The sequence below is a fragment of the Aureimonas sp. AU4 genome, from assembly GCF_001463765.1.
GTDB lineage: Bacteria > Pseudomonadota > Alphaproteobacteria > Rhizobiales > Rhizobiaceae > Aureimonas.
In genome coordinates this window covers 38008-63112 of record NZ_BBWK01000008.1, presented here as the reverse complement: position 1 = coordinate 63112, position 25105 = coordinate 38008, and the positions used below count along the sequence as shown (strand labels likewise).

Sequence of the window (25105 nt, the reverse complement as noted above, 5' to 3'; positions counted from 1 at the left end):
TGACGCACGGCCTCGCTCGCATGCGGCAGTTTCACCGCCGCTTCGTTGGAGACATACGAGCCGTCGCGGCGCTTGAATTCGCCCTGATCGCACCAATGCTGCTGATTCTCTACATGGGCGGCACCGAGGCGTCCCTGGCCGTCACCCTGCATCGCAAGTTGGGAGACACGGCGGGTACGATCTCGGACCTCGCGACCCAGAACAACGCGCTGACCAAGGCCGAGCTGAACGGACTGACCAACGTCGCACGCGACATCATGCGCCCCTACGACGTCTCGGCTCTCGGGCTGTCGGTGATCGGCGTCGACATCGCGACTGACGGCAAGGCGAAGGTCGTATGGAGCTACGGGGAGAACGGCTCCACGCCCGCTCGCGGCTCGCCCTATGCGCTCGGTGCCGACTACGCCTCCGTGAAGGATGCCTTCGTCGTCGTGACGAGCGCGCGCTACACCTACCGGCCGCTCGGTGGCTACGGGTTCAAACAATCCATCGATATGGTTCAGGACGCGATCTTCCGCGCCCGCAGCAAGACGGGTGTTCGATGCGACGACTGCTAGGGCACAAGTGCTCCCGGACCCTGCGGCGCTTCGGGCGGGACCAGCGAGGCAACTTCGCGCTCCTCACCGCTCTCATGGCGGTTCCGCTCTTCGGCCTGTCGGGACTGGCGCTGGATTACGCGCGCGCCGTCAACGCGCGGACGCATCTCCAGACGCGAAGCGACGCGATGGCGCTCGCCGTCGCGTCGCGCGGGCCCAATGTCGACAGTTCCGCCATTCTCGCGAGCCTCCAGGCGGACGCGATGGCCGGCAGCGCGATGGGTCAGGCCAGCTTCACGGGCCGGTGGACCAGCGCGACGGACTACACGGTCGACGCCGCCCTCGTCCTTCCCCTCACGCTCTCGCAAATCATCCCCGGCGCGGGAGCGACCATGCCGGTGGGCGCCCAATCGGTCGGCCGGTACATCGGGCTGAAGTACGTCTACAAGCCACCCGAGTTCAGTTCGCTCGATCCGGAGGCCGGCGACTTCAACCGCGTCTACGCCTACTGCTTCGATCCCACCGCGGTGTCGGCGGCGAACAAGGGACGCAGCCAGATGACAGCCATCTCGGACAACGGCGGCACATCATACATCAATCCGATGCCCGAGTGCCGCGCGGGCGAGATGATGAGCTTTCAGCTCTACAACTCGCGCAACGCCCGAACGAACAAGTCACTTTGGGACAAGGCCTCCAACGAACACTATTCCTATTTCACCGATACGACGCTTCATCCGACCGACAAGTACGAACAGTACAACCTCGACGGCTGGGCGATCCTCGAGACAGTCCTGTGCCCGTCCCTCGAAAAATGCGTCGTCAAGAGCAAGGGAGGCATTCTGCCGGAGGGCAAGAATCGGACGCCGCAACGGGCAACGGAACCCTGCTCGCCCGGCAAGTACATGTACTACGGCTGGGAGGATCGACCGCCCGGGCGCGGGTCGAGCGATAAAGACTACGACGACATCCGGGTCATCATCAAATGCCCGGACCTGATCGCGACGGGAGACGAGAATGCCCTTCTCGTTCGATGACTCGGCACGCTGCGAGAATGAAAGGCTGGCGGAGTGGCGCCAGTGATCACATGCAATCGCAGGTAGATTTCGGGGAGGAGACTGGTACGCCCAAGGGGAATCGAACCCCTGTTTGCGCCGTGAGAGGGCGCCGTCCTAACCGCTAGACGATGGGCGCGTGCCAGTGATCGGGGATATAGCCGGGCCGCTTCGCGCTGGCAAGCGCTTTTTGCGGCGCGGCGAACAATCAGGGCTGCGAGGGCTGAAGGCGGGTGCGCGAGACGAGCCCGCCGCTCGCCGCGTCGATCACCAGAATCTCCTGCCGGCCGTCGGGTGTCTCGACCACCACCATCGCCCGGTCGCGCGACAGGCCGGCCGCCGCGCCGATCCGCGCGCCCTGCGGCACGGAGATGACGGCCTCGGCGGGGGTCGCGGGCGCGCCGGCGGCGGCCTCCTCCCCGTCGCGGCCCGCACGATAGACAACCGCGCTCAGAACCGCGATAAGCCCGACCATCAGGACCGCGATCGAGACGGCCAGGAGCCGGATCATCTTGCGGCGGACCTTTTCCAGGGCCGGGTCGAGCGGCTCGTCGGCCCCATCCGTTTGCGTCATTCGCCGTCTTTCTCAAGGAGAACCGTCATTCCGGCGCTTGGTACAGGCACGCAGGACGCCCCGGCAAGCGAGTTCGAGGCGGGCGAGGACGAGATCGTCGCGCTGCGCGTCGAGCCCGACGAGGCGGGCGCGCGGCTCGATCAGTTCATCGCGGCCAGGCTCGGCGGCCAGCTTTCGCGCTCACGGGTGCAGAGCCTCATCGAGCGCGGACACGCGAGCATCGATGAGACGGGCGTCGCGGAGCCCAAGCGGCGCGTGCGGGCGGGCGAAAGCGTGCGCCTCGTGGTGCCCATGCCCGAGGCGCCCGAACCGGTCGCCGAGGACATCCCGCTCTCGATCCTCCACGAGGACGCGGAGCTGATCGTCGTCGACAAGCCCGCCGGCCTCGTCGTCCACCCCGCGCCCGGCAACTGGACCGGGACGCTGGTGAACGCGCTCCTGTACCATTGCGGCGACTCGCTTTCCGGCATCAACGGCGTGCGGCGCCCCGGCATCGTGCATCGCCTGGACAAGGACACGAGCGGCGTCATGGTGGTCGCCAAGACCGACCCCGCCCATCGCTCGCTCGCCGAGCAGTTCGCCGCGCACGGGCGCGACGGGCGCATGGAGCGTGCCTACCTCGCCGTGGTCTGGGGCACCCTCCCCCGTCCGGTCGGCGTCATCGACGCCGCGCTCGGGCGCTCGAACTCCGACCGCACCAAACGCAGCGTCGTGCCGGCGGGGCGTGCCGACGCGCGCCATGCGGTGACGCGATACGAGGTGGTGGAGCGGCTCGGCGAACAGGCCTCCCTCGTGGCCTGCACGCTGGAGACCGGGCGCACGCACCAGATCCGTGTCCACCTGTCCCATATCGGCCACCCGCTGGTGGGCGACGACGTCTACGGCGCGCATTTCCGCTCCAAGGCGCGTAAGCTCGGGACCGTCGGCGAGGCGGTCGAGCATTTCGGCCGCCAGGCGCTGCACGCCTTCCGCCTCGGCTTCGAGCATCCCGCGTCCGGCGAGGCGATGCTGTTCGAGAGCGAGCTCCCCGACGACATGCGGGAACTCTGCGCGGCGCTCGGCCGTTCAAGCGCGGAATAGAATCGCCGACGGCCGGGATGGCCGTCCGGTCGCGCCGCCCACGTGAACGATTTGTAACCTCGTTCGCGGCTGCGAACCCGTGCGAAACCACACGTGCGTACCCATATGAAGGTTCGGGCGGATTGGGCGCGTTTCGCGCACCGCCTTCGACCGGGCCGGCTTGCGGGCGGTCGGATGGAAAAGAAGGAGGGTGCGGAGTATGGCGAAGGCCAATCTTCCCAGCATCGCAGCAGGAGAAGGCGGCCTCAGCCGCTACCTCGACGAGATCAGGCGGTTTCCCATGCTGGAGCCGCAGGAAGAATACATGCTCGCCAAGCGCTATGCCGAGCATGACGACCGCGACGCCGCGCACCGGCTCGTGACTAGCCATCTGCGCCTCGTGGCGAAGATCGCCATGGGTTACCGCGGCTATGGCCTGCCCATCGGCGAGGTCGTGTCGGAGGGCAATGTCGGCCTGATGCAGGCGGTCAAGCGCTTCGACCCGGAGCGGGGCTTCCGTCTCGCGACCTATGCGATGTGGTGGATCAAGGCCTCGATCCAGGAATATATCCTGCGCTCGTGGAGCCTCGTGAAGATGGGCACCACCGCGAACCAGAAGCGGCTGTTCTTCAATCTGCGCAAGATGAAGAGCCGCATCCAGGCGCTGGACGAGGGTGACCTGCGCCCCGAACAGGTGAACCAGATCGCGACGCAGCTCGGCGTGTCCGAGGAAGAGGTCGTCTCGATGAACCGTCGCCTGTCGGGCGACGCGTCCCTGAACGCGCCGATCCGCGCGACCGAGGGCGAGTCCGGCGAGTGGCAGGATTGGCTGGTCGACCAGTCGGAGAACCAGGAGCAGATTCTGGTGGAGCAGGACGAGCTCGCCCAGCGGCGCGGCATGCTGCACCAGGCGATGGACGTCCTGAACGACCGCGAGCGGCGCATCTTCGAGGCGCGGCGCCTCGCGGAGGATCCTCTGACGCTCGAGGCCCTGTCGGGCGAGTTCGACATCAGCCGCGAGCGCGTGCGCCAGATCGAGGTGCGCGCCTTCGAGAAGGTTCAGAAGGCGGTGCAGGATACGGCGGAGGCGGCCCGGCGTGCGTTGCGCGTCGTCGAGGACGCCCACGCCTGATCGACTGGAACTTTCGGCAACGAGAAAGGGCCGGCTTCCGCGAGGAGGCCGGCCCTTCTTGCATGCGCAGTCCGAACGAGGGTCGTCAGGTCTTGGCGGCCCAGGCGTCCATGGCCTGCTTGAAGACGCGCTCGCCCGGCAGTCCCTTCTCGACCGACATCAGCGCCCGCTGGCCGCTCTCGTAGGCGAGCGGGATATCGATCCACTGCTCGCGGCCGAGCAGGCCGAGATTGCTCTGGATCGCCTGCGGCAGGTCGTTCAGCGCGATGATGAAGAAGCCAGGCGAGATCTTGCCGGCGACCCCAATCAGCGGCTCGCCGCGCGCCTGCTCGGTCGGCTTCAGCGCGAGGCGCTGGACGTTGGCGATGTCGCCGCCGGGGAAGTCGGCGGGCGTGTCGAACATGATCTCGATCACGTGGCTCGCCGGCAGCGTCGCGTCCGCGTTGCGCCGGATCGTCAGCGTCATCTTCAGCTTGTCCTGCGGCACGTCGACGACGCCCCGGATCGCTGGCTCGGCGGGCTGGCCATCGGCCGGCGGCTCGCTGACGAGGCTCCACACGACGTTGCCGTTCTGCTGCGAGCCTTCGCGGTTCGTCGCCCGCTCCTCGTAGAACACGGCGCGCTGGCCGACCGGAACGCTCTGGTTCGACGCCGTCACGGCGGGTGCGGGGGGTGCGGCGGGCGTGGTCGTCGCGGGAGCCGGAGTGGCGCTTGCGGCGGCCGGCGCGCCCGGCTCGGCAGGCGAGGCGGCGGCAACGTCGGTGCCCTCCTCGAAGGCGTTGGCGACGCTCGTGCCCGGCCCCTCGTCGACCTCGCTGCCGTCGGGCAGGAGGCGCTGGGTGAACTGGCGCGGCCGCGCACCGCCGGTCACGGGAGCCGCGGGCGCCGTATCGGTGACGGCGCCGCTCGGCGGCGCTGCGGTCGCGGGTGCCTCGCCGTTCGTGTCGGCGGGCGTCTCGCCGGCATCGGTCGTGCCGGCGGGCGTCGGGGTCGAGGCGACCTGCGATGCGCCCGATCCCGTCAGAACGCCGCGAATCTCGTCGCCGTAGAAGTAGGCTGCAGCTCCCAGCCCCGCGATCAGAACGAGGGCGCTGCCCGCCACGAGCGCGGGACGGCGCGAGCCGGAGCGTGCGGGCGCGCGGCGCTTCGTCCGGCGCGGGGCTTCCAGATCGGCTTCGGGAATGCCGGCGAAAAGGCCGGTATAGGGCGCTCCGTCGTCGCCGCGCGGCTCCTCGCGGGCGGGGCGCAAGGCACCGGCGCGGGCGGGCGGCGTCGACCGGCGATCCGTGCCCTCGCGAGGCGCCGGGCCGATCTCGCCGACGCGGTCCTCCGCCTCGGCCGGCGACGGCGACAGGTCGCGGCGCTGCAACGGAGCCGGCGGCGGGGGCGCCGCGCGCGGCGGCTCGGCCCGTCGCACCGGCAGGGGCGCCTCGTCGCGGCGCTGCGGCGCGGCCTCAAAGGCGGGCTCGGCGGGAGCGGGATTGCGCGCGGTCGGCGTCACGCGAGGAAAGGCCGGACGCTCCGGCGCGCGCTCGGGCGCGGGCGGCGGAGGCGCAGGCTCGGGCGAAGTCGCTGGCTCAGGCTCACTCGGCGCGACATGTGCCGCCGGTTCCTCGGCGGCCGCCGGCTCGACGTCACCGCCGTAATGCGACTCGGTCTCGCGGATCGCGTCTTCCAGAACGCGATAGCGCGCCTCCGCCACATGGGGCTCGAGCGGCGGATTGGCGGCCTGGATCTGGCGCGTGATCGCCGACCGCGCCTTCTCGTAGACCTTGGCCCGGAGTTGCGGCGTCGCGTTGGGGAGGCCGTCGATCGTCTTGCGCAGAACGGCGGTCAGGTTCGCCATGGATTGGGGCACTCACTGATCGTGAAGCGACATGGCATCGAATGGGGGTCCGGTGTCGCGAACGTGGCCCGTCCTGCCACGGGTTCCGTGCCGCCCGGCCTCGCCCGGCGAACCGGACCGTGGCCGCCCCTCATGGACGACGGGATGCCGCGCCAGGGGCGCGGCAGGCTTCGGTCGTTCGCGATCCGGGCGTCCCGCACCCGGCCTTCAAGTCCAGACGAATACCGTGTCTTTGGTCAAGTTTTCATTAATCCTGAAACGGATCGCGGACAAGGATCGTATCGTCACGCTCGGGCGATGTGGACAGGAGCGAGACCGGCGCCCCGACGAGTTCCTCGATCTGCCGCACGTACTTCACCGCCTGCGCCGGCAGGTCGCCCCAGGAGCGGGCGCCGGCCGTGGTGCCGCTCCAGCCCTCGAAGCTCTGGTAGACGGGCACGATTCGCGCCTGCGTGCCGAGGCTGGCCGGCAGGTAGTCGATGCGCTGGCCGTCGAGCTCGTAGCCGACGCAGATGCGGATCTCCTCCATGCCGTCGAGGACGTCGAGCTTGGTGAGCGCCAAGCCGTGGATGCCGTTCAGAGCCACGGCCTGGCGCACGAGCACGGCGTCGAACCAGCCGCAGCGACGCTTGCGACCCGTGACCGTGCCGAACTCGTGGCCGCGCGTTCCCAGGAACTCACCGACCTCGTTCTGTTGCTCGGTCGGGAAGGGTCCCTCGCCCACGCGCGTCGTGTAGGCCTTGGTGATGCCGAGCACGAAGCCCGCCGCCGAGGGCCCGAGGCCCGAGCCCGCCGCCGCCTGCCCCGCCACCGTGTTGGACGAAGTGACATAGGGATAGGTGCCGTGGTCGATGTCGAGGAGCGTGCCCTGCGCGCCCTCGAACAGGATGCGCGCGCCCGCCTTGCGGCGCTCGTCGAGCAGCCGCCAGACGCGATCCACGAAGGGCACGATCTCGGCGGCCACCGTGATCAGCTCTTCCAGGATCGCCTCGGGGCGGATCTCCGGCTGGCCGAGCCCGCGCCGCAGCGGGTTGTGGTGGGCGAGCAGGCGCTCGATACGGCTCGGCAGGAGGTCGGGTTCGGCGAGATCCATGACGCGGATCGCGCGGCGGCCGACCTTGTCCTCGTAGGCCGGGCCGATGCCGCGCCCCGTCGTGCCGATCTTCGTGCCGGCGGCGGCCTGGTTCTCGCGGATCGCGTCGAGCTCGCGGTGGAGCGAGAGGATCAAAGCGGCGTTATCGGCGATGCGCAGCGTCTCGGGCGAAATGGTGACGCCCTGCGCGGCGAGGCGGCCGCGTTCGGCCACGAAGGCGTGCGGATCGAAGACGACGCCGTTGCCGATCACCGACAGCTTGCCTTGGCGCACCACGCCGGAGGGCAGAAGCGAGAGCTTGTAGGAGGTGCCGTCCACCACGAGCGTGTGCCCGGCATTGTGGCCGCCCTGGAAGCGCACCACGACATCGGCCCGCTCGCTCAGCCAATCGACGATCTTGCCCTTGCCCTCGTCGCCCCACTGCGAGCCGACCACCACGACGTTTGCCATGCCTACTCCTTGGCGCGCCGGCAGACAGAAGGCCGGCTCTGCGAATTCCTCGGGTCCCGCGCGCACGCGCCAAGACCGGCCGGAGCGCCTCGCGCCGACCCTCAAAACGGGCGGACTATAGGGGGAGCGAGCGGTCCGCGCGAGGGGCGTCGCGCGATTTGTCGGCCCTTGCGCACAAGGCCCATTGCCGAGAACGAGGTGCTGGCCCTAAGGGAGGCGAATGAAGCGCTTCGCAACCCACCCCTACGCCGTCCTCACCTTCACGGCCCTGATCTGGGGCGCGAACGCGGTGGCGGGAAAGCTCGCCGTCGGCCACGTCTCGCCCATGGTCCTGACCATGATGCGCTGGCTTCTCGCCGGACTGATGCTCCTGCCGATCGCGCGCCCGCATCTTTCCCGGGACTGGCCGCTGATCCGGCGCCACAAGCGTCTCTATCTCTTCCTCGGCGTCGCCGGCTTCACCGGCTTCAACGCCCTCTTCTACGTCGCGCTGCAGTTCACGACGACGATCCACGTCGCGATCGTGCAGGCGGCCATGCCGCTCTTCGTCTTCGCGGGCACCTTCTTCCTGTTCCGCGCGAAGGTGACGGGACTGCAGCTTGCGGGCTTCGCGCTGACGCTTCTCGGCGTCCTCGTCACCACCGCGCACGGCGAGCCGGCCGCGCTCCTGCATCTCGTGCTGAACCGGGGCGACGTGCTCGCCCTCGTCGCCGTCGGCATCTTCGGTCTTTACACGGTGATCGTGACGCGCCGCCCGCCCGTGCATTGGAGCACGAACCTCCTGGCACTCTGCGTCATCGCCTTTCTCGCCTCGCTGCCCCTTCTCGTGATCGAGACCGCGCTCGGCGCGACGCGCTGGCCGGACGCGCAGGGCTGGGCGGTCGTCGTCTTTTCGGCCGTCATGCCCTCGATCGTCTCGCAGGCCCTCTACATCCGGGGCATCGAGATGATCGGCGCGAACCGCGCGAACCTCTTCGTCAACGCCTCGCCGATCTTCGCGGCGCTGCTCGCGGTCCTGATCCTCGGCGAGCCTCTCTTCGGCTACCATCTCGCCGCGCTGGCGCTGGTCTTCTCTGGCATCGTGCTTGCCGAGCGCGGCAAGCGCGCCGAGCGGGTCGCCAACCGGCCCAAGACGCCGGTCGGCCAGGAAGCGGCCTGACGCGAAGAAGGGCGGCACCCCGCCGGGTCCCGCCCTTCCCGCATCGAAGGCCTTCGCCGGACGCGATCAGACGTCGAAGGTCAGCATCCGGGCCTGGCCGATCGCGTTGAGGCCGCGCAGCTCCTCCAAGAACGACTCGCTCAGGGGCTCGTCCAGGTAGATGATCGCGATGGCGCTGCCGCCCTGCTCGTCGCGGCCGAGATGGAAGTTCGCGATGTTGATGCCCGCCTTGCCGAAGGCCGTGCCGATCTGGCCGATCACGCCCGGCACGTCCTTGTTGGCGGTGTAGAGCATGTAGCGGCCGACATCGGCCTCCATGTTGATGCCCTTGATCTGGATGAAGCGCGGCTTGCCATCCGAGAAGGTGGTGCCGGCCACCGAGCGGGTCTGCTTCTTGGTCGTGACGGTGACCTTGATGTAGCCGTCGAAGACGCCCGACTTGTCGCGTCGCACCTCGGAGACGGCGATGCCGCGCTCCTTGGCCATGAGCGGGGCCGAGACCATGTTGACGGTCTGGACCTGCGCCTTGAGAAGACCGGCGAGCGCAGCGGCCGTGAGGGCGCGCGTGTTCATCGTGCCCGGCGCGCCGTCGTACAGGATCTCGACCGCGTCGATCGCCTCTTCCGTCAGCTGGCCCGCGAAGGAGCCGAGAATCTCGGCGAGCTTCACGTACGGGGTGAGGATCGGCGCTTCCTCGGCGGTGATCGAGGGCATGTTGAGCGCGTTGGAGACGGCGCCCTTCACGAGATAGTCCGCCATCTGCTCGGCGACCTGCAGCGCGACGTTCTCCTGTGCCTCGGTGGTCGAGGCGCCGAGATGCGGCGTGCAGACGACGTTCTCCAACCCGAACAGCGGCGAATCGGTGGCCGGCTCCGTCTCGAACACGTCGATGCCCGCGCCCGCCACGTGGCCGGACCGGATGGCCTCGGCGAGGTCCTTCTCGACGATCAGTCCGCCGCGCGCGCAGTTGATGATGCGCACGCCCTTCTTCATCGTGGCGATCGCCTTGGCGTCGATGATGTTGCGCGTCTTGTCGGTGAGCGGCGTGTGCAGCGTGATGAAGTCGGCGCGGCGGAAGAGCTCGTCGAGCTCGACCTTTTCGATGCCGAGCTGGGAGGCGCGCTCGGGGGAAAGGAAGGGATCGAAGCCGATCACCTTCATCCTGAGGCCGACGCCGCGCGTCGCCACGATCGAGCCGATGTTGCCGCAGCCGACGACGCCGAGCACCTTGCCGGTGATCTCGACGCCCATGAAGCGGTTCTTCTCCCACTTGCCGGCCTGGGTGGACTGGTCGGCGGCGGGAAGCTGGCGGGCGACCGCGAACATCATCGCGACCGCATGCTCGGCCGTGGTGATCGAGTTGCCGAAGGGCGTGTTCATTACGATGATGCCGCGCCGCGAGGCGGCCGGAATGTCGACGTTGTCGACGCCGATGCCGGCGCGCCCGATCACCTTCAGCCGCGACGCCGCCTCGATCACCTTCTCGGTGACCTTCGTGGCCGAGCGGATGGCGAGGCCGTCATACTGGTCGATGACGGCGAGGAGCTGGTCCTTGTCCTTGCCGAGGTCGGGCAGGTAGTCGACCTCGACGCCCCCGTCCTTGAAGATCTGGACGGCGGTCGGGGAAAGCTTGTCGGAAACGAGAACGCGGGGTGCCACGGGCGGGGCTCCGTTGAAGGGTGTGACCGGAAGATGCGCTGCGCCCCTCCCCGCTCGTCGAGCGGGAAACGGCGTCGTTCATGCGAAAGGGAGAAGCGCCGGCGGACGAGGCCGCCAGCAGGAGCCAACGCTCAGGCCGCCTGCGCGAGCGCGGCCTTCTGCGCCTCGTAGGCGTACGCGATCCATGGCATCAGCGCCTCGACGGCAGCCGTCTCGACGGTCGCGCCGCACCAGATGCGCAGGCCCGGAGGGGCGTCGCGGTAGCTGCCGATGTCGAGGGCGACGCCCTCCTTCTCCAGCATCGTGGCGACGCCCTTGGCGAAGGCGTCCTGCGCCTCGCGCGGCAGGTTGGCGAGCGCGGGGTCGGTGAACTGGAGGCAGACCGAGGTGTTGGAGCGGGTCGCCGGGTCCTTGGCGAGGAAGCCGATCCAGCTGTTCCCGGCGACGAAGCGCTCGATCACCGAAAGGTTGGCGTTGGCTCGGGCCTTGAGCGCCTCGAGGCCGCCGATGCGCTTGCCCCAGGCCAGCGCGTCCAGATAGTCCTCGACGCAGAGCATGGAGGGCGTGTTGATCGTCTCGCCCTTGAAGATGCCCTCGATCAGCTTGCCGCCCGAGGTCAGGCGGAAGATCTTCGGCAGCGGCCAGGCCGGCTTGTAGGAAAGGAGCCGCTCCACGGCCCGGGGGCTGAGGATCAGCATGCCGTGAGCCGCTTCGCCGCCCATCACCTTCTGCCAGGAGAAGGTGACGACATCGAGCTTGTCGTAGGGAAGGTCCTGCGCGAAGGCGGCCGAGGTCGCGTCGCAGATCGTCAGGCCCTGGCGATCGGCCGGGATCTTGTCGCCGTTGGGCACGCGCACGCCGGAGGTCGTGCCGTTCCAGGTGAAGACGACGTCGTGATCGAAGTTCACGTCCGCGAAGTCGACGATCTCGCCGTATCCCGCTTCCAGGACGCGGGCGTTCTCGAGCTTCAGCTGCTTGACCGCATCCGTCACCCAGCCCGAACCGAAGCTCTCCCAGGCCACCATGTCGACGGGCCGCGCGCCGAGCAGCGACCACATGGCCATCTCGACGGCACCCGTGTCGGAGGCCGGAACGATGCCGATGCGGTAGTCGGCGGGCACTTGGAGGATCTCGCGGGTTTCCTCGATCGCCTGGGCCAGCTTGTTCTTGCCGAGCTTGGCGCGGTGCGAGCGGCCGAGCGGAGCATCGCTCAGGGCGTCCAGCGTCCATCCCGGGCGCTTGGCGCAGGGGCCGGAGGAGAAGCGGGGGTCGGCCGGACGCACGTCCGGCCTGGCGGTATTGGCCATCTGAAGCTACCCTTACAGATAGAAGCGCCTCGTTGGGGAGGCGTGTCCCGCTGACGGCGATAGGCCGGAAGCCCGGCCGGCGTCAAGCGGCAATCCGTGGGAGCCCTGCCCGGGCCTGAAGGGTGTCGCCTAGTGGAAGCGGTAGCGCAGCCCGAGGCGGATCGAATGGCGGTCGAGGCCTTCATCCGTGACGGCCAGCGCCGCTCCGCCCGGCGTGCCGAGGGTCCAGCTCCGGCCACCCGCGGTGTCGAGGTAGCGGTAGCCGAGGTCGAGCGTCAGCGCGTCGCTGAGGTCGTAGGCGAGCCCGGCGTCGAGGGCGTAGGCGAAACGCCAGTCCTCGCTCCCCTCCCCGCCGGTCGCCTCGCAGCCGCCCAGGCCGCAGCCGAGAAGCGTCACGTCGTCGTAGTCGACGCGCACCGCGCCGAGGCCCGCGCCGACATAGGGCGTGAAGCCGGCGACGGTGCCGAGGTCCAGATAGGTACTGGCGAGAATGTCGTAGGTGCGAGCGGTCGCCGCCTCGCGCGCAAGGCAGAGCGAGCCGCAGCCGGGCACGGCGAAGGCGTTCGCCGACACGTCGCGCTCGCCGTAGCCGACAGTGAGATCGGCGCGCAGCATGTCGGTGAAGCGGTAGCCGAGCCCAAGCGCAAGACTCGCGCCGTCGTCGAACTCTCCGCGCAAAGGGGCGGTGGCCAAAGCCTGCCCTTGCGCAAGGGCGCGCGTGCCGTCGAGATCGCCGCCGACATCGTAGAACACGTCGCCGCGCAGGTAGAAGCCGGAGCGTGTCTCGCTCAGCTGGACTTCGGGGGCACTGGCGAGGAGGTCCGCGTCGGCCGCATGGGCAAGGCTCGGCGAAAGGCCCAGAAGCGGCAGGATGAGGAGGCGAAGGATCATGCGGACGGGCCCTCATGCACCCGCGCGGTGCCGCTGGGGCCCGCTGCGAGTGGCATCGGTCGAAAAGTCCGCCGGACCCTAGGGCGGCGCTATGGTGCGGAGCTTGTGCCAGGACGCAAAAAGGGCCGCTCCTTTCGGAACGGCCCTTCCGGCGCTTCCCGGAACGGGAGGACGCGAGGGATCAGAAGAACGAGTAGCGAAGACCCGCGCGGATCGTGTGGACGTTGAAGCCGTTGTCCTTGGTCTGGACGCCGACCGCGCCGAAGGACTTGTCGGCCGCGTCGTAATCCCAGGCGTCGCCTTCCCAGATCTTGGTGAACTTGTAGCCGACGTCGAGCGCGAGGCTCTGCGTCAGGTCCACGCTCGCGCCGGCCATGAGGGCGGAGGCGAAGCGCCAGTCGTCGGCGCCGGTGCTGGTACTGGTGTAGGGCACGTAGCCCGGCTTGCAGGTCGGGCAGTTCTCCTGCGTCTTCACGTCGTCGTAGCCCACATAGGCCGCGCCGATGCCCGCGCCGATGTAGGGCGTGACGATGCCGAAGGTCGGCAGGTCGACATAGGCGTTGGCCATCAGCGTCCAGACGTCGGCCTTCGACTCGTTGCCGTAGTCGCACTCGTCGAAGGGGCCGAGGCCGTGGGCCGGATCGGTCTTGATCATGAGCGGGCACTTGGTGCGGCCGTTCACTTCGGAGCGGAAGTAGTCGACCGTCGCGTCCACGCGGAACATGTCGGAGAAGCGGTAGCCGACGCCGCCGCCGAAGCTGGCCGCGTTGTCGAGGCGCAGCTCGTCGTAGCGGTAGTAGTCGTCGATGCCCTCGACGCCCGGGAACTGGTTGTAGAACGCCCAGTGACCGTCGGTCTTCGACTTGAAGACGTAGCCGACGTCGCCGCGGATGTACCAGCCGCTGAAGGCGGGCGCGGGCTCGACGACCGGGATCGGCTCGAGGATGTCCGCTGCGTGGGAAAGGGTGGGCAGGAAGAGGGCCGAGGCCAAGAGGCCGAAGGCAAGCCGAGCCATTGCTGAGATCTCCAGATTTGCACGATCGCGCGGCTTGGGTCCCGCGATACGAGCAAATCTAAAGATTAATGATTAATGGACGGTTTACCGTGTGCTTCCCTGACGGAAAGGCCCCTTCCCGGCTAACACTTGACGATCAGGCCGCGCGCTTGAGCGCACCGATGATGTCGTCCACCACCGTGTTGACGAGGTGCGGATCGTCGCCCTCGGCCATCACGCGGATCAGGGGCTCGGTGCCGCTCGGGCGGATCACGAGCCGGCCGCTGTTGCCCAGCTGTGCCAGCGCGGCCTCGATCGCGTCGCGTACGCCGCTGCTTTCCAGCGGCTCGCCGCCCGCCACGCGCACGTTCTTGAGAACCTGCGGGACCGGCTCGAACTTGCGGCAGACCTCGGACACCGTGCCGCCCGCCTTGCGCACCAGCGCCAGGAGCTGCAGCGCGGAGACGAGGCCGTCGCCGGTCGTGCCGAAGTCCGACAGGACGATGTGGCCGGACTGCTCGCCGCCGACATTGTAGCCGTGCTGGCGCATGTGCTCGACCACGTAGCGGTCGCCGACCTTGGTGCGGGCGAGCTGGATCTGGCGCTCGTTCAGGAAGCGCTCCAGGCCAAGGTTCGACATGATGGTGGCGACGACGCCGCCGGCGGCGAGCCGCCCGTCCCCGGCCCACGCCTCGCCGATCACGGCCATGATCTGGTCGCCGTCGACGACCTCGCCATGCTCGTCCACCACCAGCACGCGGTCCGCGTCGCCGTCGAGCGCGATCCCGATGTCCGCCCTCACCTCGCGCACCTTGGCGCTGAGCGTCGCCGGGCTCGTGGAGCCGCAGTTGAGGTTGATGTTGGTGCCGTTCGGCTCGACGCCGAGCTTCACGACGTCGGCGCCCAGTTCCCACAGCACGTCGGGCGCCACGCGATAGGCCGCGCCATTGGCGCAGTCGATGGCGACGCGCACGCCGTCCAGCGTCAGGTCGCGCGGCAGCGTACGCTTGGCGAACTCGACGTAGCGGTCGCGCCCGCCGTCGTCGTAGCGCCGCGCGCGGCCGAGATGGGAGGCATCCGCCAGGCGCTTCGACAGGTCCTCGTCGATCAGCCGGTTGATCTCGGTCTCGACCTCGTCCGACAGCTTGTAGCCGTCCGGGCCGAAGAGCTTGATGCCGTTATCCTCGAAGGGATTGTGCGAGGCGGAGATCATGACGCCGATGTCGGCGCGCATGGAGCGCGTCAGCATCGCGACGGCCGGCGTCGGGATGGGTCCGAGCATCAGCACGTCGACGCCAACGGCCGTGAAGCCGGCGCAGAGTGCGGGTTCGAGCATGTAGCCCGAGAGGCGTGTATCCTTGCCGATCACGACACGGTGGCGGTAGTTGCCGCGACGGAAGGCGAGGCCGGCGGCCATCCCGACCTTCATCGCGATCTCGGGCGTCATGGGATGACGGTTGGCCCGTCCGCGAATGCCGTCCGTGCCGAAATAGGACTTTGCCATCCCGCCTCTCCTTGCGTCTTGGGCGATCGGTGTATCGCGGCCCTTCTAGCATGGGCGAGTAAAGACTTGCCGCAGGCCGACGAGAAGCGTGATGATCCCATGAGAAAGGGGCGGCAACCTTGCGGCGCCGCCCCCTTCTCAAACCATTCTTCGAAAACCGCCCGCCTCAGGCGGAGGGTTGCGGCTCCAGACCGCCTTCCTTGTCGTCGCGCGGACCGGAGGGCTTGGCGGACCCGGCCTTGGGAACGGCCGACCCTCGCGAGGGCGGCGTGTCGTCGCCCATGTCGCGGGCCAGCGTCTTGCCGGCCAGGAGGTCGCGAACCTCGTCGCCCGAAAGCGTCTCGTATTCGAGAAGGCCGTTGGTCAGCGTGTGGAGCTCGTCGATCCGCTCGCGCAGGACGGCGCGCGCCCGGTTCTCGGCGACCTCGATGATGCCGCGCACCTCCGAGTCGATGAGCTTGGCGGTCTCCTCGCTCATGTTCTGCTGCTGCGCGACGGAGTGGCCGAGGAAGATCTCCTCCTGGTTCTGCCGGTAGCGCAGGCGGCCGAGCTTGTCGCTCATGCCGTATTCCATGACCATCGCGCGGGCCATGTTGGTGGCCTGCTGGATGTCGTTCGAGGCGCCGGTGGTGACGTTCTCGTCGCCGTAGATGATCTCCTCGGCCGCGCGGCCACCAAAGATCATGGCGAGACGCGCCTCCATCTCCATCTTCTTCATGCCGTAGCGGTCGCGCTCCGGCAGATTCATGGTGACGCCGAGCGCGCGGCCGCGCGGAATGATCGTCACCTTGTGGAGCGGGTCATTGCCCGGCACGTGGATGCCGACGAGGGCGTGGCCGGCCTCGTGGTAGGCGGTCAGCTTCTTCTCTTCTTCCGTCATGGCCATGGACCGGCGCTCGGCGCCCATCATGACCTTGTCCTTGGCGTCCTCGAACTCGAGCATCGTGACGAGGCGCTTAGAGCGGCGGGCCGCCATGAGCGCCGCCTCGTTGACGAGGTTGGCAAGGTCTGCGCCCGAGAAGCCGGGCGTGCCGCGCGCGATGGTCTTCAGATCGACATTGGGCGCGAGCGGCACGTTGCGCACGTGCACCTTCAGGATCTTCTCGCGGCCGCCGACATCCGGATTGGGCACCATGACCTGACGGTCGAAGCGGCCCGGACGAAGCAGCGCGGGGTCGAGCACGTCGGGGCGGTTCGTCGCGGCGATGAGGATGATGCCCTCGTTCGCCTCGAAGCCGTCCATCTCGACCAGAAGCTGGTTCAGCGTCTGCTCGCGCTCGTCGTTTCCGCCGCCGAGGCCCGCGCCACGATGGCGGCCGACCGCGTCGATCTCGTCGATGAAGATGATGCAGGGCGCGTTCTTCTTCGCCTGCTCGAACATGTCGCGCACGCGGCTGGCGCCGACGCCCACGAACATCTCGACGAAGTCCGAGCCCGAGATCGTGAAGAAGGGCACGTTGGCCTCACCCGCGACGGCACGCGCCGTCAGCGTCTTGCCGGTGCCCGGAGGGCCCACCAGCAGCACGCCGCGCGGGATCTTGCCGCCGAGGCGCTGGAACTTCTGCGGCTCGCGCAGGAACTCGACGATCTCCTCCAGATCGGCCTTGGCCTCGTCCACGCCCGCGACGTCCGCGAAGGTCACGCGGCCGTGCGCCTCGGTCAGAAGCTTGGCCTTGGACTTTCCGAAGCCCATGGCCTTGCCGCCGGCCCCGCCCTGCATCTGGCGCATCAGGAAGATCCAGACGCCGAGGATGAGGAGGATCGGGCCGAAGCTGAGGAGCATCGACCAGATGGGGTTGGTGTTGTCGGAAGGCGGGCTCGCGTTGATCTGGACCTGATGGCCCTCGAGGCGCGAGACGAGCTGCGGGTCGCCCGGCGAGTAGGTCTGGAAGGGCGCGGAGCCGTCCGTGTAGGTGCCCGAGATGCGCTGTCCCTGGATCGTCACCGAACGGACGCGATTGGCATCGACGTCGGACAGGAACTGCGAATAGGGCACCTCGCGCGAGTTCGCCGTCTGCGAGCTGTTGGAGAACAGCTGGAAGAGCGCGATCAAGAGAAGCGCGATGATCGCCCAAAGGGCGAAGTTCCGGAAATTCTGGTTCATTATCCGTCCTGGGATAGCGCCGTGGCATCAGCCTCGCTGAGCGCGAAGACACCATGACATCAGGCGTAAAGATAGGTGGCCGCCTAGACCTTGCCAACAGCCAAGGGCTTCTTTGCGGCAATTTGGGGCCGGGCGGTTAACCCCTGCGGCATGGGACCCGGCAGGTCGGCCCAGAGCCGCCAGCCGGCCATGGAAGCCGCTTTTGGGCCGGGCCCCTTCGGCAAGGGGCCATCGGCAAGCTCCACGGGATCGAGCGTCCCGTCCGCCCGGCGGATCGCCGGCAGCGTGCGCCTCTTCACATTCGCGCCATCCGCCTCGACGAGCGCCCCGGCGGGCAGCGGTCCGACCATGAACCGCCGATCGAACACGGCGATGCCGTCCTCGCCGGTCAGCGCGGGAGGCGGTCCGACGCGGCCGAACTCACGCGATAGGCGGAGTCCGCCGTCGCGCGCTTCGGCCAGGCAACCGTCCAGCGTCGCCCTCCCCTGCCGCTTGAGCGCCTGCCGCAGACGGTCGAGCGAATCGCGTGACGGGGGATACAGAGCACCCCCGGCAGTGGTGACGGCGCGCGCGAGCAGGCGTTCGTCCAGCAGTTCGAGGTCACCCAAGACGTCGATCGAGGCGGCCGGATCCAGCCGCAGGCTTCCCGCCCCCGCCATGGCGGCGAGACGGGAGGCAAGGTCCCGGTCCTCCGCCTGCCGCAGACACTCAGCATCGGCCGCAGCCTTCAGGGCCGAGCGGCGCGCGGCCTCCGTCATAATCGTGCGCAGGCGAACGCGAGCGAAACGCTCGTCCTGGTTACTCGGATCGAGGATCGGACGCCATCCCGCCACCTCGCACAGTTGGGCGAGGTCGACGGGATCGTGCTCCAGAAACGGCCGCAGGTGGACGACGCCCGGCTCCAGGTCGCGCCACGCGCGCATCCCGGCCAGGGCGCCACCGCGTGCCCCGCGCTCGTGCAGCAGGACATGCGTTTCGGCCTGATCGTGACGGTGGTGCGCGGTGAGAATGATGCCGGCGCCGCAACGCCGAGCCTCGGCGGCCAGGAGCGCGTAACGGGCGGCGCGGGCCACGGCCTGCAGATTGCCGGTGAGAGATCTATCGCGTCGCCAGCGAAGGGTTCGATGGGGAATGCCGAGTTCGGCGCTCCAGCGCGCCACCGTCTCGGCCTCGGCACCGGAGCCCGGCCGTAGCCTATGGTCGACGGTCGCGGCGCGGACGCGGTGCTCGCCGGACAGTGCGGCGGCGGCGATCAGGAGACCGAGCGAGTCGGGACCACCCGACACCGCAACGAGAAGTCCGGGGGAAAGCGCTCGCGACACGGCGACGAGGCCGAGACCGTCGCGGATGCGTTCCGCAAGCGGCGGAAGGCGTGCCCCCGCCCCCTCTCGCGTCAGGAGCAGCTCGCCGACTTCTCCTCGGCCTGCAGCTTGCGCTTCACGTTCGCGCTCATCGCGGGGTAGCGGCGCGACACCTCGCCGTAGGTGACGCAGGCCGTCTCGCGATTGTCGAGGCGGGCGAGCGACATGCCGAGCTTCAGCATCATCTCGGGCGCCTTGGGTGCCTGCGGGTTGGCCTTCTGCGCGTTCAGGAACACCTCGGCCGCGTCGCGATACTTGGCCTGCGCGTAGAGGGCCTCACCCAGCCAGTACTGCGCGTCGGGCGCGTCCGACGAGGTGGGATAGGCCTGGGTGTACTGGCGGAAGGTCGTCTCGGCGAGGTGGTAGTCCCCGGCCAGCATGTAGTTGTAGCCGAGACTGTAGAGCTCCACCGGCCCCTCGGCGCGGATCGAGGCGACCTTGTCGGAGGGTGGCACGCTCGGCTCGGTCGTGGGCAGCGGCTGCGAGACGGCGGACCCGTTGAGGAGCGCGCCGATCTCGTCGGTCTGCGGCGCCGGGGCGGGCGCGGCCGCGCGCGGCGCCGTCGCGTCGTTGGCGCTGGGCGGCGTCACGGAGGCGACGCGAGACGACGTGGAGGGCGGCGTCGCGGCAGGCGGGGTGGCAACGGCGGCGGGGGCGACCGGCGGGGTCACCTCGGTCTTACGCTGAGGCGCGGAGGCCTTGCTCGTGCCGGCGCCCTTCTCGAGGTCCTGGAAGCGGAACTCGTTGTCCTCCTGCGTCTTGCGGAGCTGCTCCTGCAGTTGGAGCACAAGGAAGCTGAGCTCCTCGACCTTTCCGGTCAGGCGCCGCATCTCCTCCTCCATCTGGGCGACGCGCACGCCGCCGTCGCCGGCCTGCGCCATGCGCACCTCGGGCGCACGTTCTGCCGGGCGGGCCGCCGCGCGGTCGCCGCCACCGATGCCGAAGGGCAGCTCGAGAGCCCGTGCCGGCAGGGCCTGGGACCCCAGCGTCAGGGCAAGGATCGGGAGAAGTAGACGGGACTGGGCCATGCGCGGATACGACCTTCGGGAGCCAAGGGCGCCGCGTCCCGGCCTAACCCCTTCCCCGGCGGCGGCTGCGGTCGCGAGCGTCGGGTTCGAGAGGGACGGATCGAAGGCGTCCAAAGTTTGACGGACGTAGCATATGCGGTGGCCCGCCTACGCAAAACGGCCCCGGAGGGCCGCTTCGCATGCGTGCATGTTGCGTAAATGCCGCAGTGCGGCCCGCAGGACCTGGATCAGGAACCCGCGCCCGACAGGACGGTCACCGCACGGCGGTTCTGCGACCAGCAGGAAATGTCGTCGCACACGGCCACCGGGCGCTCCTTGCCGTAGGAGATGGTGCGCATGCGGTTCGACGCGACGCCCTGGCTGGCGAGATAGTCGCGCGTGGCGGCGGCGCGGCGGGCGCCGAGCGCGAGGTTGTACTCGCGCGTGCCGCGCTCGTCGGCGTGGCCTTCGACCGTGATCTGGTAGCGCGGGTACTGGTTCAGCCACTGGGCCTGGCGGGCGAGCGTCTGCTGAGCGTCGGCGCGGATCGAGGTCGAGTCCGTGTCGAAGTAGATGCGGTCGCCGACGTTCACGGTGAAGTCCTGCGTCGTGCCCGGCGCGGCCGAACCGGCGCCGCCCATGCCGCCTGCCCCGCCCATGCCGCCCGCGCCGCCGAGGCCGAGGCCAGCGGCGTTGTCGGGCAGCGCGTTGTTCTTCTTGGCGCAGGCCGAGAGCGAGAGCGCCGCAACAAGTGCGAGCGCGATCCGGCCGTGGGCCCCAGTCACGATGCGGCGCATGGCCGTCTCCTTGCAGTCGATGGAATTTCGATGGGTCCCGTTTACCATGTTCGGGGTTAACGCCCCCTAAACACGGCGCTGCGGGAAACTATTCGAGCGACGGCGACCAGGCCGGGTCGGAGCCGAAGTTGGGCGTGCCGACGCGCTGCTCGTTCCGGCCCGTGAGGTCGATGGAATAGAGCTGGGGACCGCCGCCCTGGTCGCGGAAGAACATGATGACGCGCCCGTTCGGCGCCCAGGTCGGGCCTTCCGCGTGGAAGGACGAGGTCAGGATGCGCTCGCCAGAGCCGTCCGGCTTCATGACGCCGATCTGGAACTGGCCGCCCGACTGTTTGGTGAAGGCGATGAGGTCGCCGCGCGGGCTCCAGACGGGCGTGTTGTAGCTACCCTGGCCGAAGGAGATGCGGGTCTGGCCCGAGCCGTCGGCGCCCATGACGTAGATCTGCGGTCGCCCGCCGCGATCGCTCTCGAAGACGATCTTGGAGCCGTCCGGCGAGTACGAGGGCGACGTGTCGATCGCGGCGGTCGAGGTCAGGCGCGTCGTGGCGCGCGAGCGCAGGTCCATCGCGTAGAGGTTGGCGTTGCCCTCCTGCTGGAGGCTCATGACCACCTTCGATCCGTCCGGCGAGAAGCGCGGCGCGAAGGTCATGCCGGGGAAGTTGCCGACCACCTCGCGCTGGCCCGTCTCGAGCTGGAGGAGATACACGCGCGGCTCACCCTGGCCGAACGACATGTAGGTGATCTCCTGCCGGTTCGGCGAGAAGCGCGGCGTCAGCACGAGGTCGTTGCCCTGGCTGAGATAGCGCACGTTGGCGCCGTCCTGGTCCATGATGGCGAGCCGCTTGCGGCGTTTGTCCTTGGTGCCGGTCTCGTCGACGAAGACGATGCGCGTGTCGAAATAGCCCTTCTCGCCGGTCAGCCGCTCGTAGATCGCGTCGGCGATGATGTGGGCGATGCGGCGCCAGTTGTCGGGCGAAGCGTAAAACTGCTGGCCGTCGAGTTGCTGGCCGGCGAACGTGTCCCACAGGCGGAACTCGACGCGCAGGCGCCCGTCGGCCTCCGGCGACACGCGGCCCGAGGCGAGGGCCTGCGCGTTGATCACCGTCCAGTCCTGGAAGCGGGGCGTCTGGTCGGGGCTGAGGTCCTTCTGGATGAAGGCGGCCGGGTTGACCGGCGCGAAGAGGCCGGAGCGCTTGAGATCGGCGCTCACGACCTCCATGATCTTGGCGCCGAGGCCGTCGCGCGACTGGAAGGCGGGCAGCGCGATCGGCAGGGGCTGGACGTTGCCCTGCGTCACGTCGATCTCGACGGCGGCATGCGCGGGCGACAGGCCCGGCAGGACAACGGCGGCGGCGAGCGCCAGGGCAAGGGCGGAAAGCTTGGTCATGATGGGTTCCCGTTCGGCCGGGGACGCGCGGTGCCGGATGACCGGCCCCGGCGGAGGGCGTCCGTCGGAGGGCATGTTGGTCAGAAGAATGCGGCGGCGCGAGGCCGCCGGCGGGGCATGAATCAGAACATCTGGCTCGGGTCGAAGTTGACGGTGACCTCGGCCCACGTGTCGTACTTGTCGGCCGGCAGCGAATAAGGCGCGCAGCGGCGCACGGCGCGCACGGCGGCCTCGCCGGCCGCGCGCTCGGCGCCGGTGGCGCCGCCGCCCTGCACGATCTGCGGCATGCCCTCGACCTCGCCGCTCGGCGACAGCTGCATCGAGATCTTCACGCGGAAGCCGCCCGCGTCCGTGTTGCCGGCCGGCGGGTTCCAGCATTTCGAGATCTGACCGCGCAGTGCGTCCATCTCGCTCTGAGAGAGCGTGCCGCCGGTCGCCTTCTTGGCGCCCAGCGCGGCCGTTTCAGTGGAGCGCTTCGCACCGCCGCCCGACGACTCCTGCTTGTTCACGAGCGCGGCGTTGACGAGCGCGTCGAACGCGTCCGCCGACGTCTGCGTCGCGGGCTTCTTGGCGTCCTTCGACTTCTCGGACGTCTTCTCGCGGGTCGGCTCGGTGCTCTTCGTCGGCTGCGCGGGCTTGGCCGGCTCGGGCGGCTTGGCCTCGGCGACCTTCACGGGCTCCGGCGGCTTGGGCTTGGCCTGCGGGCGCGGAACGTTGCGCGGCGGCTCGGGCACGGGCGGGGCCTTCGCAATGATCTCCGACAGCTCATCGATCGGCGCGGCCTCCTCGGGCGGCGACGGCTCCGGCTTCGCCTCGGCTTCGGCGGTCTCGGCCGGGGGCTCGGGCGTCGGCTCCGGCGGCTTGGGCGCGGGCGTCGGCTCGGGCGGCTTCGGCGCGACCGTCGGGGTCGGCGGCGGCGGGGGTGGCGGCGCCTCGGCAGCGGCCGTCTGGACGCTTTCGCGCGGCGAGGGCTTGGGCGCGGGCGGCGTCGGGAGGTCGGTCTCGTTGTCGCCGACGTTCTCGGCGGGCATGGGCAGCTTCTGGGGCGTCTTGGTCGGCGTGGGCGCCGACTTCTCGGCCACGGGCGCCGTCTCCTCGCCCTGCGTCGCCTGGCTGAACTCCTCGATCGGCACGAGCGAAACGGGCAGCGCCTCGCCGCCCATCTCGAGCGGCTCGGGCTGGCCGAACGACCACAGACCCCAGGTCAGGATCGCGACGTGCAGAACGGTGGAGGCGACGGATGCGGATCTCATCGGACGGCCGTCAGCTCTTCGCCGTGTCCTGGGCGGTCACGAGGCCGATGTTGCGATAGCCGGCGGCCGAGATCAGCGCCATGACGCGCATCACCGTGCCGTAGCCGGCAGCCTGGTCGGCGCGCACGAAGATGCGCTCCTCGTAGCCCGCTTCCGCGATGGCCTTGAGCTGCTCGACGATGCCCGAGGGATCGACCGGCGTCTCCTGAAGGAAGACCGAGCCGTCCTGCTGCACGGAAATGGTGATGGGCTGCTTCTTGGCGCTGAGCGCCTTGGCTTCCGTCTTGGGAAGCTCGAGCGGCACGCCCACGGTCATCAGGGGCGCGGCCACCATGAAGATGATCAAAAGCACGAGCATGACGTCGACCATCGGCGTCATGTTGATCTCGGCCATCGGCTGGCGGCGCTTGCCGCGCCGCCGGCGCGAACCGCCGCCCGAAGATGCCGCGCCCGTCGACATACCCATGTGTGTGGCCCCCTCGACCGCGTCTGTTCGTCCCGGCGCCTCAGCGGGCCGGGATCTTCTCGTCGATCTGGCGCGACAGGATGGCGGAGAACTCGTCGGCGAAGGCCTCAAGGCGGCCGCCGAGCTTGCCGGCGTCGGCCGAGAGCTTGTTGTAGGCGACAACCGCGGGAATGGCGGCGACGAGGCCGATCGCGGTGGCGAGCAGCGCCTCGGCGATGCCGGGCGCGACCACGGCGAGGCTCGTCTGCTCGGAGGCCGCGATCGACTGGAACGAGGTCATGATGCCGACCACCGTGCCGAACAGGCCGATGAAGGGCGCGGCCGAGCCGACCGTGGCGAGGAAGCCGAGACGCGACTCCAGGCCCTCGATCTCGCGGGCCATGGTGACGTCCATCGCCTTCTCGATGCGGGTCTGCAGACCGACCGGCGAGCGGGCGCCCTTCTCGAAGCTCTTCTTCCACTCGCGCATGGCGGCGACGAACAGCGCGCCCATGCCGCTGGTCTTGCGGTCGGAGAGCGTGTGGTAGAGTTCCTCCAGCGACTGGCCGCTCCAGAACGTGTTCTCGAACTGGTTGAGCTGGCGGCGGAAGCGCCCGTAGCGGGCGGTCTTGTCGAAGATGATCGCCCAGGTCCAGACCGAGGCGGCGAGCAGGCCCAGCATCACGAACTTGACGACGAAGCCCGCCTGCCAGAAAAGCCCCATCAGCGACATGTCGCTGCCATGCGAGGTGGCGGCGAGCGCGGTCTGGGCGACGTCGTTCATGTCTGTCGGTGTCCCTCGATCAAGCGGTCACGGCGGGGATCGATGTCCCGCCTCTTCCGTCCCCGGCCTCCAAGCCGAAGACGCCCCGTCCAGACGCGCCTTTCCACGGACATTCCGGTAAAAGAATGGCGCGACAAGGACTTCCGGTGATTCGTATGAAGCACCGTTAGGGTTAACAAAGCGTTTGCGACGGGGTGAAAATCCGTCGCGCGGCGCTGCGTCAGTCCTCCGACGGCGCGCCCAGGCGCTCGGCGACCCGCCGCGGCATGCGACGTGGTCTGCCCTCCGGCGAGATCACGGCGACCTTCACCCGCGCCTCGATGAGAACCTCCTCGCCCCGCAGGATGCGCTGGTCGAGAACCACCCTCGCCCCGCCGAGCGTCGCCGTGCGCGTCTCGACGTGGAGCACGTCGTCGATGCGGGCGGGCCGCAGGAAGTCGATCTCCATGCGCCGCACGGCGAAGGCCATCGGCTCGCCGAAGACGCCCTCCATCAGCTCGCGATGCCCGATGCCGTGGAGACGCAGGTAGTCCGTGCGACCGCGCTCGAGGAAATGGAGGTAGCGCGCGTGGTAGACGACCCCCGAGAAGTCGGTGTCCTCGAAGTAGACGCGCACGGGCAGAACGTGGCCGAACTCGGTGAGCTGGCCGGAAAGCGGATCGGTCATGCCGGCGTCCTAGCCTGTCCGCACCGCGAAACGGAAGGGTCGAT

The 25105-nt window shown here is 69.1% G+C and carries 22 protein-coding genes and 1 tRNA gene; 5 read left to right on the top strand and 18 right to left on the bottom strand.

What is annotated here, in order from left to right:
* Nucleotides 1–20: 20 nt before the first annotated feature.
* Nucleotides 21–557 carry a TadE/TadG family type IV pilus assembly protein gene (locus AUL35_RS21960; RefSeq protein WP_192847037.1) on the top strand — a complete coding sequence of 179 codons (537 nt, stop codon included), beginning with the start codon at nucleotides 21–23 and terminating at the stop codon, nucleotides 555–557.
* A complete protein-coding gene (locus AUL35_RS04040; protein WP_192847036.1) occupies nucleotides 542–1570 on the top strand; it encodes a TadE/TadG family type IV pilus assembly protein in 1029 nt (342 codons plus the stop codon). The genes AUL35_RS21960 and AUL35_RS04040 overlap by 16 nt, the downstream gene beginning before the upstream one ends.
* 82 nt (nucleotides 1571–1652) lie before the next feature.
* On the opposite strand, the gene AUL35_RS04035 is transcribed toward AUL35_RS04040, so the two are convergent.
* Both AUL35_RS04035 and AUL35_RS04030 read right to left on the bottom strand, forming a co-directional pair.
* Nucleotides 1653–1727: transfer RNA gene (locus AUL35_RS04035), tRNA-Glu, on the bottom strand.
* Between the two features lie 69 nt (nucleotides 1728–1796).
* Nucleotides 1797–2162, bottom strand: coding sequence for a DUF6476 family protein (locus tag AUL35_RS04030; protein ID WP_062012257.1), 366 nt, complete (start codon nucleotides 2160–2162; stop codon nucleotides 1797–1799).
* A gap of 93 nt (nucleotides 2163–2255) precedes the next feature.
* Here AUL35_RS04030 and AUL35_RS04025 point away from each other — a divergent pair, with 93 nt between their 5' ends.
* Nucleotides 2256–3242 (top strand): RluA family pseudouridine synthase, encoded by a 987-nt coding sequence (locus tag AUL35_RS04025; RefSeq protein WP_062012304.1) that lies wholly within the window; start codon nucleotides 2256–2258, stop codon nucleotides 3240–3242.
* A gap of 199 nt (nucleotides 3243–3441) precedes the next feature.
* Nucleotides 3442–4353 (top strand): RNA polymerase sigma factor RpoH, encoded by a 912-nt coding sequence (gene rpoH, locus AUL35_RS04020; RefSeq protein ID WP_062012255.1) that lies wholly within the window; start codon nucleotides 3442–3444, stop codon nucleotides 4351–4353.
* Between the two features lie 85 nt (nucleotides 4354–4438).
* Here rpoH and AUL35_RS04015 read toward each other — a convergent pair whose 3' ends face one another.
* Nucleotides 4439–6199, bottom strand: a complete 1761-nt coding sequence (locus AUL35_RS04015) for a hypothetical protein (RefSeq protein ID WP_062012253.1) — start codon at nucleotides 6197–6199, stop codon at nucleotides 4439–4441.
* A gap of 247 nt (nucleotides 6200–6446) precedes the next feature.
* Nucleotides 6447–7742 (bottom strand): adenylosuccinate synthase, encoded by a 1296-nt coding sequence (locus AUL35_RS04010; RefSeq protein ID WP_062012251.1) that lies wholly within the window; start codon nucleotides 7740–7742, stop codon nucleotides 6447–6449.
* 220 nt (nucleotides 7743–7962) lie between these two features.
* On the opposite strand from AUL35_RS04010, the gene AUL35_RS04005 reads away from it, so the two are divergent.
* Nucleotides 7963–8901, top strand: coding sequence for a DMT family transporter (locus AUL35_RS04005; RefSeq protein ID WP_062012249.1), 939 nt, complete (start codon nucleotides 7963–7965; stop codon nucleotides 8899–8901).
* A 66-nt stretch (nucleotides 8902–8967) separates the two neighbouring features.
* Here AUL35_RS04005 and serA read toward each other — a convergent pair whose 3' ends face one another.
* From serA to ybgC, 14 genes are all read right to left on the bottom strand, one after another.
* The gene (gene serA, locus AUL35_RS04000; protein ID WP_062012247.1) at nucleotides 8968–10560 is read right to left on the bottom strand and encodes a phosphoglycerate dehydrogenase; all 1593 of its coding nucleotides are present in this window, start codon (nucleotides 10558–10560) and stop codon (nucleotides 8968–8970) included.
* A 131-nt stretch (nucleotides 10561–10691) separates the two neighbouring features.
* Nucleotides 10692–11867: a phosphoserine transaminase gene (locus tag AUL35_RS03995; protein ID WP_062012245.1), complete on the bottom strand. Its 1176-nt coding sequence runs from the start codon at nucleotides 11865–11867 to the stop codon at nucleotides 10692–10694.
* 129 nt (nucleotides 11868–11996) lie between these two features.
* Nucleotides 11997–12758 (bottom strand): outer membrane protein, encoded by a 762-nt coding sequence (locus AUL35_RS03990; RefSeq protein WP_062012243.1) that lies wholly within the window; start codon nucleotides 12756–12758, stop codon nucleotides 11997–11999.
* A 181-nt stretch (nucleotides 12759–12939) separates the two neighbouring features.
* A complete protein-coding gene (locus AUL35_RS03985) occupies nucleotides 12940–13773 on the bottom strand; it encodes an outer membrane protein (protein ID WP_062012242.1) in 834 nt (277 codons plus the stop codon).
* A gap of 136 nt (nucleotides 13774–13909) precedes the next feature.
* Nucleotides 13910–15256 carry a phosphoglucosamine mutase gene (gene glmM / locus AUL35_RS03980; protein ID WP_062012240.1) on the bottom strand — a complete coding sequence of 449 codons (1347 nt, stop codon included), beginning with the start codon at nucleotides 15254–15256 and terminating at the stop codon, nucleotides 13910–13912.
* 166 nt (nucleotides 15257–15422) lie between these two features.
* Complete coding sequence (gene ftsH, locus AUL35_RS03975) at nucleotides 15423–17360, bottom strand: ATP-dependent zinc metalloprotease FtsH (RefSeq protein WP_062012238.1); 1938 nt, start codon at nucleotides 17358–17360, stop codon at nucleotides 15423–15425.
* 83 nt (nucleotides 17361–17443) lie between these two features.
* On the bottom strand, nucleotides 17444–18646 hold the full coding sequence (gene tilS, locus AUL35_RS03970) for a tRNA lysidine(34) synthetase TilS (protein WP_244493659.1): 1203 nt from the start codon (nucleotides 18644–18646) through the stop codon (nucleotides 17444–17446).
* A gap of 107 nt (nucleotides 18647–18753) precedes the next feature.
* A complete protein-coding gene (gene ybgF / locus AUL35_RS03965) occupies nucleotides 18754–19749 on the bottom strand; it encodes a tol-pal system protein YbgF (RefSeq protein WP_062012234.1) in 996 nt (331 codons plus the stop codon).
* Between the two features lie 227 nt (nucleotides 19750–19976).
* Nucleotides 19977–20525 (bottom strand): peptidoglycan-associated lipoprotein Pal, encoded by a 549-nt coding sequence (gene pal, locus AUL35_RS03960; RefSeq protein WP_062012232.1) that lies wholly within the window; start codon nucleotides 20523–20525, stop codon nucleotides 19977–19979.
* 88 nt (nucleotides 20526–20613) lie between these two features.
* Nucleotides 20614–21912, bottom strand: a complete 1299-nt coding sequence (gene tolB, locus AUL35_RS03955) for a Tol-Pal system beta propeller repeat protein TolB (RefSeq protein ID WP_062012230.1) — start codon at nucleotides 21910–21912, stop codon at nucleotides 20614–20616.
* A 122-nt stretch (nucleotides 21913–22034) separates the two neighbouring features.
* Nucleotides 22035–23165, bottom strand: coding sequence for a hypothetical protein (locus tag AUL35_RS03950; RefSeq protein ID WP_062012228.1), 1131 nt, complete (start codon nucleotides 23163–23165; stop codon nucleotides 22035–22037).
* 10 nt (nucleotides 23166–23175) lie between these two features.
* Nucleotides 23176–23631 (bottom strand): protein TolR, encoded by a 456-nt coding sequence (tolR, locus tag AUL35_RS03945; RefSeq protein WP_062012226.1) that lies wholly within the window; start codon nucleotides 23629–23631, stop codon nucleotides 23176–23178.
* A gap of 40 nt (nucleotides 23632–23671) precedes the next feature.
* Nucleotides 23672–24394 carry a protein TolQ gene (gene tolQ, locus AUL35_RS03940; RefSeq protein WP_062012224.1) on the bottom strand — a complete coding sequence of 241 codons (723 nt, stop codon included), beginning with the start codon at nucleotides 24392–24394 and terminating at the stop codon, nucleotides 23672–23674.
* Nucleotides 24395–24614: 220 nt separating this feature from the next.
* On the bottom strand, nucleotides 24615–25061 hold the full coding sequence (gene ybgC / locus AUL35_RS03935; protein ID WP_062012222.1) for a tol-pal system-associated acyl-CoA thioesterase: 447 nt from the start codon (nucleotides 25059–25061) through the stop codon (nucleotides 24615–24617).
* Between the last annotated feature and the right edge of the window lie 44 nt (nucleotides 25062–25105).